We start from the raw sequence: 9117 nt of genomic DNA on the forward strand, positions 1-9117 counted from the left end.
ATCCCGATCGCGCTGAGTCAAAAAGACGCTCGCTGGGTCAGCCAAAGGCTGGGCAGCACCCAATAAAAAGCGGATATTAAAGAGATTGGCTAAATAGGCAAGAGAGGTGAGGCCGATGGAGCGTTGAAATGGCTCATCAGTCGACAGGCCATAATCCTTGTAAATCCACATGCCCAATAAAAGTAGCGCAAGAAAGAATCCAATAAGAACTCTATTTTTAGAGAATATTTTTTTCTGGAGAAAGCTATTTATATAGAGGCAGTAGTTCATAAAGGCACTAATTTTTACATTAGCCTTGATTTTAGGTGCTTTCTTCTGTTGGGGTTAAGTTATTTATCGTTATAGTATCTAGGGATATATTTCTTAGCCCTAATACCAAGCTTCTATATGCAACGAACACCTAATCTACTATTACTTGCTGGAACCACTGCATTACTGACTCTGTATTTAGTCAGCTTATGGGTTCCTATTTGGGTGGATGATTTTGATGTGTACAGAACTGCAAGTCTGCTGCAAGGAGTGCGTCCGAGAGCTTTGCTTGGAACCTTTACAAGCATGTTCAATATTGGGCCATGGGGATTTACAGTGCTCAAAATTGCCGCACTATATATTTGGCTACTAATCATTTTAGACAAGATCGCCAAAATGATTTTTGCGCATAATCGATGTACCCTTTGGTGGTTATTTGTTTTTATAGCCTTAAGTTTTATATTTGCCTTTAATACAGTCACGTATATGACCTATGCCCAAGTTGGCATTATCGATTCAATTCCTTATTTGCTAGTTCTAATAGCCGCATTACTCTTAGATAAGGCGGAAGAGAAAACGCCTAGTTTTGGAAAAATTTTCATTATCAATTTTTTGCTTATATGTGCAGTATTGATTCATGAAAAAAGTATCTTTGACATTGCAATACTATTTGCATGGATATTTTTTAGGTGTGGACTAAAGGCTGCTTCTCTCTATATCGGCCCTAGTATTTTTATATCCTTGGAATTTCTCTATCTGGTGAGAGGGCAAAAGACCTCAGGATTCACACCCGAGGAATATATTCAAATCTTTGGTTGGGCAAGAAAGTTTCTGATGGAATATTCGCTCAATATATGGGGGGTCATCATAGGCGGCGGATCCCTTTGGGTTCTTTACGGCATATTTTCCTATCAATATATCAGCCAAGCCTCATTAGGAAGAGCACAAAAGCTCTCTGCATTTTTGGTGGTATTCCTAATGCTGGTAATTTGCTTTCTGCCGCTGACTGTTGCATGGGATACAAATCGGATCGTTGGATTAATTTGGCTTCCAACATTTTTACTTTTGACAAAAATTGATTTGAACTCGCTATTTGCAAAATCAAGATTAACTTTTATTGGACTTATATATATATGCATTTCAGATTGCAATGCCCCCAGTATTAATGCCACATATAGGGGTTGTACCATTTAACGGTTATGGACAATTTGCGCGTGACTTTTTGGAATCTTCTTTATTTCATTCCAAAAAATAGTAAAACTTGATTTACTAGCCTTAACTACCTTCCAATTCCATACTTAACAATGCAATAGATGGCGCGTACACCATCGCGCCAACCTATTTTCTTTCCTTCATCATAAGTTCTCCCGTAATAAGAGATCCCTACCTCATAAATTCGACAATGTAGTTTAGCAACTTTGGCTGTGATCTCTGGCTCAAAGCCAAAGCGATTTTCTTCGATTCGAATGCTTTGGATTATTTCCCTGCGGAATACTTTGTAACAGGTTTCCATATCGGTTAGGTTTAGGTTTGTAAACATATTAGATAGCAGAGTCAGAAATCCATTACCTACTCGATGCCAAAAATAGAGAACCCGATGGGCATCACCCCCTAAAAAGCGTGAGCCAAAAACTACATCTGCTCGGTTATTTGCAATGGGTTCTACTAAACGTGGATATTCGTTAGGATCGTATTCCATATCCGCATCTTGAATAATGACCACATCCCCAGTGGCGGCTGCTATGCCTGTGCGAAGTGCAGCACCTTTGCCTTGATTGGTTGAGTGATATAGCACGCGACTGACGCGGCCTGAGGGTTCAATTATTTTCTCGAGTTTGTCTCTAGTGCCATCGGTTGAGCAATCATCCACAATGATGATCTCTTTATCTGAATAGGGTGCAGCATTCACAGCATCGATAATGTCATCGATTGTTGCGAGTTCATTGAAGCAGGGAATGACAATGGATAGTTTCACAATGATAGAGGTCTAGGATTTAAGAGGTGATAATACTAATAAAGTTCGTAGTGGGAATGCATGACATTGCATTTCTATTATTTAACCTTATAAATCGTAATAATAGGCTCAGAATCGACCTTAATTTGCAGATAAATAGGATATTTTGCTAACAACTGCTGATCTTTTGCATATGGGACATTTCGGTAATTAGTTAGGATGTAATCAGCATCCTCCTCTGATTTTGCCAATGCAATGCGGTATCGCACATTTTCAGATAGAACCATGAAGCTGTAATCAAGTTGGGTGTAGCTAACCGGGAAAATCTTTATTTGTGGTCGACTATCCATTTCTAGTAGCTTTTCAAGTGCGCGTCGATTCCCAACCCCCCAATAGTCAATATCGAAACGATATTGTTTTTCACTACCAGCAAAAATATTAAAGAAGGTCGATTGATAGGGGTGATTAGTGCGAATCCAATATGCGTAGTAGCTAAGGGTGCCAAATGTAAGAAGATAAAAGATAGTGCGACTTATTTTTTTTATAAAAAAATGATCTCTTAAGAATACAAAGCCTCTAAGGCTAACTAATAAGAATGCTGGATAAATGAAATACAGATGACGCCAGCCATCATATAAAACTGAATGTAAAACGATTACTATTACGATAGGCAGGACGAAGATTGCCAAAAAAACTACATCTTGCATTTCTGCATAATTCGACCACAACTTAAAGCGATTTTTAAAGATAATTGCTAGCGTTACTGAGGCTCCAAAAATAAAAAGAAATAAATAAAAGACTGGGGTGGTGATTCCAATCCATGCAGGTATATAGTGCCAGGGTAAATTTGTAGCTCGAACGAATTCTCCAAAATACAGTACCTCATGATTCCATGGGAAGCGTGCCATGGTGCCAAATACTTGAAAGAATTTAAATGGATCTTCCCATAAATAAGGAAAGCAGGCGATGGTAAAAAATACAGTAGTGCTTATATAGATCAGCACAGGAAGAAGGAATTTTCTAATCCCCGCCTCCTTTTTTATCATTTGAAAAGCCAGCAAGAAAAGGGTGTCCGCGAATATTAGTATCCCGAGTATTCGAACATCTACAGCAAATGCAGTCATTAGCCCATGTATGAATGCCATCTTCTTATTTTGGCGCTGGGAAAAAAGTAGCATCGTATTCACCGACATGGTGAATATGGCCATAAACACTAAATCCTTGGTATTGTAAAAAGAATCAGCAAAAAAACGTGGCGATATTACTAAAAAGATTGCAGCTAATAATCCTAATTGCCAGTTTTGGTATCTTCTACTTGCAAGTAGATAGATGGCGATAACGCCTAATAATGAGCAAAAAAATGTGAGGAGATGGCGTAATAAGAATTGATCTCTCGAGTCGTTTAATTTCAGCAGCCTCTCTATTGCAAATGCGGGGGTCTCGAAAAGAACCCCATAATCTTTTGCTGCAAACTCTGAAAGTCGGGGCATTCCTAAGACCTGGGGGTCAGAGCTTTGGCCTCCTGCTAAATCTCCTAAAAAACGATATGTGACCCCCCCAATAGTTCTATGAACGGGATCATCCCAGTGAATTCCATAGGAGGGGAATAGTCTTAGCCCCAAGGCAAGATATACAATCAAACACAAGGCGAGAATGATGTTTTTGCTGCTGAGACTTTTTTTAAGCATATCCCTGCCTATTTCAACTTATCAATTGCGATTTATATTTTGTTTCTTAAGCTAATGAATATTAAGGCAGAAATCATTCAGTCCAAATATGCCCCCATATGCGAGCAGGTGGTCTTTACCGCTTTATTGGTATATCTGAGTCTTATTGTTTTTAGCATCCCAACTGATCTTAATGGCGATCCTAACGACTATCTTCATTTAGCGCGTCATTTAATTAGCATCGAAACATTATCTAATTTTAATCGTTTTATTGGATATCCAATTTTTATCAAGATAAGTTCGCTGAACTTAGCGCAGCTAAACCTTACTTTTGTAGTTCAGGCCACTATCTTTTTGCTAGCCCTTCACTATTTTGCCCGCTCAATTAGTTCCAGGCCTTTAATAAGAGTATTGATTTATTTACCTGCGTTTATTCCCGCCGTCGCTTATTTACCTAAACTGCTTTTCCCAGATTGCTTGTTATTAAGCTTTCTTTTGCTCTTTTGCGGAGCTCTGTTGCGGAATCATTTTTTTTTGGGAGCTTTATTTGCTTGTATTCTGATTCTTATAAAGCTGGTATTTATATTCTGTATACCTTTTAGCCTTGCTTATTTTTTAATAATACAAAAGCCAAATTATTCTCAGTTTTTTAAGTTCATGTATTTAGGATTTTTAGTGGCACTTGTTCCCATTGTCTTTTTCCTCACTCCCTTTCCACTTTATCAAACCACTGTCCAGAATCCAGCTTTTGTTCTTGATCGCGAGCAAGCCAACCCTTTGCCAGTTAACTCTGTCACCCAAATTTTATGTAACAACAATGCCTTTGTACTGTTAGATTCTGTTTCGCTAAAAGATATAGTTGAACATAGTAGCGATGCCTTATATATGCCAATTGGAAAAGAGCGAGCGAAAAAGTGGGGGTGTAGTCAGAGTGATATTAAGAATATACAAAGACAATTGATCACAGAGTCCTTTTTTCTGGAGCCTGTATTTCATATATATAAGTTTTTTAAGAGATTTTTACGTGATGTGTTTGTATTTCCCGATGCTCAACATTTATGGTGGATGCTCGATACTAAATTACATTTACAAGTGAGTATCGATACAGACGAATCTTTATATAGCCCAAGCGAAATAGATTATTTTCGAAGTCAAGAAATAAAGCCTCTTAAGCAACCAAACCTTCGTTTGCTAAGTAGTCTGGTTAGTCTTAATCCTGCTATATCAAAGGTTTTTTCGTATTGTATTTTAGCGGGCTTGTTTTTTGGGGCTATTTTGTATCTTAAGATTAAACGTATTCCTCATGGAGCGCTTCTCATACTAGGACTTTTAGCCTCATATAATTTCGTCATTACTTTTTTTGCTTTTGGCTATGATCGATATTTAATGGTCAACTATTTTCTATGGTTTGGCATCATTGGGCTCTATTTAGATCGCATGTATCTTCTTCTAAATGTTAATTCATCACATGAGTAAGTCAATAAAAACTTACCAGCCCCCTAGCTTTAATTTAGTTAATTTTGTAATTTTAGCTTTTGTAATTTATTGTGTAGTGGTATATAAGTACGCATTTAATTTTCCTTACCTAGACGATTTTGATGCCATTCTAGATTTTTTAAATCGATATGATCTTGCCGCTGGAAAAGAATCTTTTGTGATGCTTCTGGGGCAGCATAATGAGCACCGTATTTTTCTGACGCACCTATTTAGCGTAGCCACTTTAAAGCTATTTGGATCAATATATTTTCCAATCCTCATTTTTTTAGGAAATATAGGCTGGTTTTGTGTAGCAATTGTTTTCTGGCAGTATGCAAAAAAAAATGCTATTAGTTTTTCAGAGTTTTTGCCTGTTCCGCTAGTTTTATTGGCGTTTTCTCATTGGGGAATGATGACCTGGGCGATGACGTCCATACAGCAGTACTGGCAAATTTTATTTTGTGTACTTTGTATATATTTTTTAACCAAAGGGCGCCTTCTGCCTGCGGGCATTTTTAGTGTTTTGGCTGCGTTTACGGGTGGCGGAGGTCTTGCGCTAGCCCCCTTGGCAATTCTGTATTTTCTTATCCGGCGGCAATGGTCCCTTTTATTAGTCTGTATTGTGTTTTTCTCAGCCGTCCTTTTTGTTTATTTTCATTTATTGCCCTATAGCCCACCTGGTACAGGAAGACTTTTAGAGACCTTTGCACATCCAATTCGTTTTGGCGCCTTTTTTTTAGGATATTTGGGCGGGGCTTTTAATGTTAGCCTGCTAGGCCCCCTTTCATTTATTGTGGGAGGGTTAATTCTGGCTACTCTTCTCTTAAGAAATTGGCGTGCTCATGTTCGTCAAAATGATTTTCTGACCTGGGTAATTCTTTTCATTTTGATATGTGCAGTTTTAGCGACCATAAACAGATCACATCTGGGTATGGAGGCCGGTGGTGCTAGCCACTATTCGGTTTATTCATTGCTTTTGATCTGCTGCATTTATCTGAGGGCCCTTACTTATGCAAGCGGTGCATCTCATAAAAAAAGACTTTCTTTTTTATGTGCCCTTGCTGCTCTCTTGCTATTTAGTTATTGGCTTTGGAGGGCACCATTTTACTTGGAGGATCGACGTCACTTGCTTAATCATGGGTATATTATTTATCCTGATAGGGATGGCGCTAAGCAAGTATTAGAGAATTCAAAGAATCAGCGTATTTTTAATTCACCGGTGCCAATTACGGATTGAATCGACGCTCTTTTATTGGGTACCATGAGTTTACTTAAGAGTTACTTTTTTATTGGGTTTGCATAATGCGCGCATTAATTACTGGTGCAAATGGATTCATTGCCAAAAATTTAATTATCAGACTAAAGGAGTGTAATTCTTTTGAAATAGCTACCTTTACTAGGGCTGATGATAGTCAGCGACTTATTTCCTTAGTCAAGGATGCGGATATTATTTTCCACTTAGCAGGTGAAAATCGCCCTAAGTCGATAGAGAGTTTTGAGGTCAATAATGTGCAATTAACTCAGAGCTTATGTGACGCAGTTAAATTAACTGGTAGAAAAATTCCAATCATTTTTACTTCATCAACTCAGTCTGGGTTGGATAATCCTTATGGCATTAGCAAAAAAACTTCCGAGGAAATTCTAAGGCATTTTTCCTTGAGATTTTTAAACCCGGTATCTATATTTAGGCTTCCAGGTGTTTTTGGAAAATGGTGTCGACCAAATTACAACTCAGTGGTGGCAACCTTTTGTAACAATATTGCAGGCGGTATACCTGTTGCGGTGCATGACTCAGAGCGAATAATATCTCTCGTCTACGTAGATGATGTAGTTGATAGTCTGATTAAAGTGGTTGGTTTTGAATCGCCAACAGTTCAATATGTTGCAGTGAGTCCTGAATATGAGATTTCTTTGGGGGAGCTCGCAAAGCAAATTCAGTCATTTAAGGATTCTCGTACAACGCTAGTAACTGAAAGTGTGGGTACTGGGCTTATTCGCTGCCTTTACTCCACTTATTTAAGCTACTTATCGCCCGCTCAATTTGCTTATGAACTTCCTACACATTCTGATCCTAGGGGTATGTTTGTCGAGATGCTAAAGACTGCTGACTCTGGCCAATTTTCCTTTTTTACTGCATTACCTGGTGTTACAAGAGGCGGTCATTATCACCACACTAAAACTGAAAAATTTCTTGTTGCTCAAGGAGAGGCAGTTTTTAAATTTCGTCATTTAGTTACTGATGAAATAATTGAAATTCATTCCTCAGGATCTAAGCCTGAAATTGTTGAATCTATTCCTGGCTGGGCGCACGATATAACCAATATTGGGGCTGAAAACTTAATTGTCTTACTTTGGGCGAATGAGATATTTGATCGCGGTTTGCCAGATACTATTTCCAGTCCAATCAATTAGACTTAATACCCGACCTCTTTGCGTTTGAATTAACCAGAATTAGGGCGGCCAGTGGAATTAGAGGTACTAAATAATTTGCGCCATCCCATGCTGCGATATTCCATTGTCTGGTGGACAGATCTCCCAAGGAGACGCTTAGAAGCATTGGCGCCAAAGAAATAAATAAACCCATTGGAATGAAGGCCTCATCTATTCTCGCCCTAAAGGCGGAATAAAGAGCGGTTCCAATGCTTAAGAAGGCTCCGAATGCGAGCATCTGCAGTCCTGCAATGTTGCTAGACTTCCCAGCTAAATGAAGCGGCGTAAAAATTGTTGGGTCTAAGAGGTAAATATAAAGAGATGGAATAAAGGCTACAAGCATTGATATGCAAAAGAATATTACCCCTCCGCGTCTCCAGCCGGCAAATACAAATAATGATACTAACGGTGCAATAACTATGAAGTTGACTCGAGAGCTTGCTACAAGTCCGCATAAAATTGATAGGCAGATGGCGAAAGTTAAGTTTCTATTCCGTACTGTAGGTGGTAGGGCAATAGCTAAAAAGGCGATACCATTGCCAAGTAAAACCAGATCGGAGCCAACAGCTAAAAGCTCTGGGATTATGAGGCTTGAAAACAATGCTACTAACCACAGCCCAGCTATATTCCAATCTCCTCGTTTTTGATACAGACCCAGGACAACTGCCACGATTGATGCTATAGCTCCCAATATGTAGATATGAAAAATAACAAAAGGCGCATATAGAAGCAATAGCCCGGGTCCAGGACTACAGGGGTTCCCAAAATACGTCTTCTCGCCATAAGGATGAGAAAAGTTAAGAATTCTGTTTACGCCCAAAATTATGCAATCGTCCTGATCTGATCCTTGCATATTGAGTTTAAGGGCATCCGCAAAGGGATATGCTATCCAGCATGTAATTGTGACTACAGTAAGAAAAAGCAAAATTGTTAGAGGGTTTCCAATAACCTTTTGTATTTTTTCTAATTTTCTGTTAATTAATGGCAAAAGAAAGATCGGTAAAAATATTAAATATAGGCAACTGATGAATGAAGGATATGGTGAGTATTTAAAAATGGCGCGAAGACCTGGTAGTGATAAGTACCCAGCTAGCAGTAATAAGAGGCTGAAATTTATAAAGTTAAATTTGGCAGAGGTCTGCATATGGCCTATCTAGTTAACGAGGGTTTGCGGAGTCTGAAAATTTTTAATTAGAGTGACCAACATTTCATTCGCCCCTACTCAAAAACCACACTCTTAAGCCCAATACCCAATAGGCGATCATCTGGAGCAATACCCAATGCCTTAGGGCTTACTGCCCCGGGTATCTTAAAGGCAATATCGAGCCATTCTTTGCCTTG

Annotated in this window: 7 protein-coding genes; 4 read left to right on the top strand and 3 right to left on the bottom strand. The window is 38.8% G+C overall.

Annotation, left to right across the window (positions count from 1 at the left end; translation table 11 throughout):
- The first annotated feature begins 387 nt into the window (after positions 1-387).
- Entirely contained in the window at positions 388-1443 is a 1056-nt protein-coding gene (locus ICN47_RS12550; RefSeq protein ID WP_216220248.1) for a hypothetical protein, read from the top strand.
- A gap of 85 nt (positions 1444-1528) precedes the next feature.
- Here ICN47_RS12550 and ICN47_RS12555 read toward each other — a convergent pair whose 3' ends face one another.
- Both ICN47_RS12555 and ICN47_RS12560 read right to left on the bottom strand, forming a co-directional pair.
- Positions 1529-2224: a glycosyltransferase family 2 protein gene (locus ICN47_RS12555; RefSeq protein ID WP_370626332.1), complete on the bottom strand. Its 696-nt coding sequence runs from the start codon at positions 2222-2224 to the stop codon at positions 1529-1531.
- Between the two features lie 77 nt (positions 2225-2301).
- Entirely contained in the window at positions 2302-3891 is a 1590-nt protein-coding gene (locus ICN47_RS12560; RefSeq protein WP_216220249.1) for a glycosyltransferase family 39 protein, read from the bottom strand.
- A 54-nt stretch (positions 3892-3945) separates the two neighbouring features.
- Between ICN47_RS12560 and ICN47_RS12565 the strand changes: the two genes are divergently transcribed.
- From ICN47_RS12565 to ICN47_RS12575, 3 genes are all read left to right on the top strand, one after another.
- Positions 3946-5346, top strand: a complete 1401-nt coding sequence (locus tag ICN47_RS12565) for a hypothetical protein (protein WP_216220250.1) — start codon at positions 3946-3948, stop codon at positions 5344-5346.
- A complete protein-coding gene (locus tag ICN47_RS12570; RefSeq protein WP_216220251.1) occupies positions 5339-6583 on the top strand; it encodes a hypothetical protein in 1245 nt (414 codons plus the stop codon). The genes ICN47_RS12565 and ICN47_RS12570 overlap by 8 nt, the downstream gene beginning before the upstream one ends.
- Positions 6584-6648: 65 nt before the next feature.
- Positions 6649-7758 (top strand): NAD-dependent epimerase/dehydratase family protein, encoded by a 1110-nt coding sequence (locus ICN47_RS12575; RefSeq protein ID WP_216220252.1) that lies wholly within the window; start codon positions 6649-6651, stop codon positions 7756-7758.
- Here ICN47_RS12575 and ICN47_RS12580 read toward each other — a convergent pair.
- Complete coding sequence (locus ICN47_RS12580) at positions 7751-8764, bottom strand: hypothetical protein (RefSeq protein ID WP_216220253.1); 1014 nt, start codon at positions 8762-8764, stop codon at positions 7751-7753. The two genes, ICN47_RS12575 and ICN47_RS12580, sit on opposite strands and share 8 nt — an antisense overlap.
- Between the last annotated feature and the right edge of the window lie 353 nt (positions 8765-9117).

This window comes from Polynucleobacter sp. AP-Latsch-80-C2 (assembly GCF_018882185.1).
Classification (GTDB): domain Bacteria; phylum Pseudomonadota; class Gammaproteobacteria; order Burkholderiales; family Burkholderiaceae; genus Polynucleobacter.

Coding starts and splice junctions, on each gene's coding strand:
- ICN47_RS12560 (WP_216220249.1), bottom strand. CDS start 3,891: ATGCTTAAAAAAAGTCTCAGCAGCAAAAACATCATTCTCGCCTTGTGT.
- ICN47_RS12565 (WP_216220250.1), top strand. CDS start 3,946: ATGAATATTAAGGCAGAAATCATTCAGTCCAAATATGCCCCCATATGC.
- ICN47_RS12550 (WP_216220248.1), top strand. CDS start 388: ATGCAACGAACACCTAATCTACTATTACTTGCTGGAACCACTGCATTA.
- ICN47_RS12575 (WP_216220252.1), top strand. CDS start 6,649: ATGCGCGCATTAATTACTGGTGCAAATGGATTCATTGCCAAAAATTTA.
- ICN47_RS12570 (WP_216220251.1), top strand. CDS start 5,339: ATGAGTAAGTCAATAAAAACTTACCAGCCCCCTAGCTTTAATTTAGTT.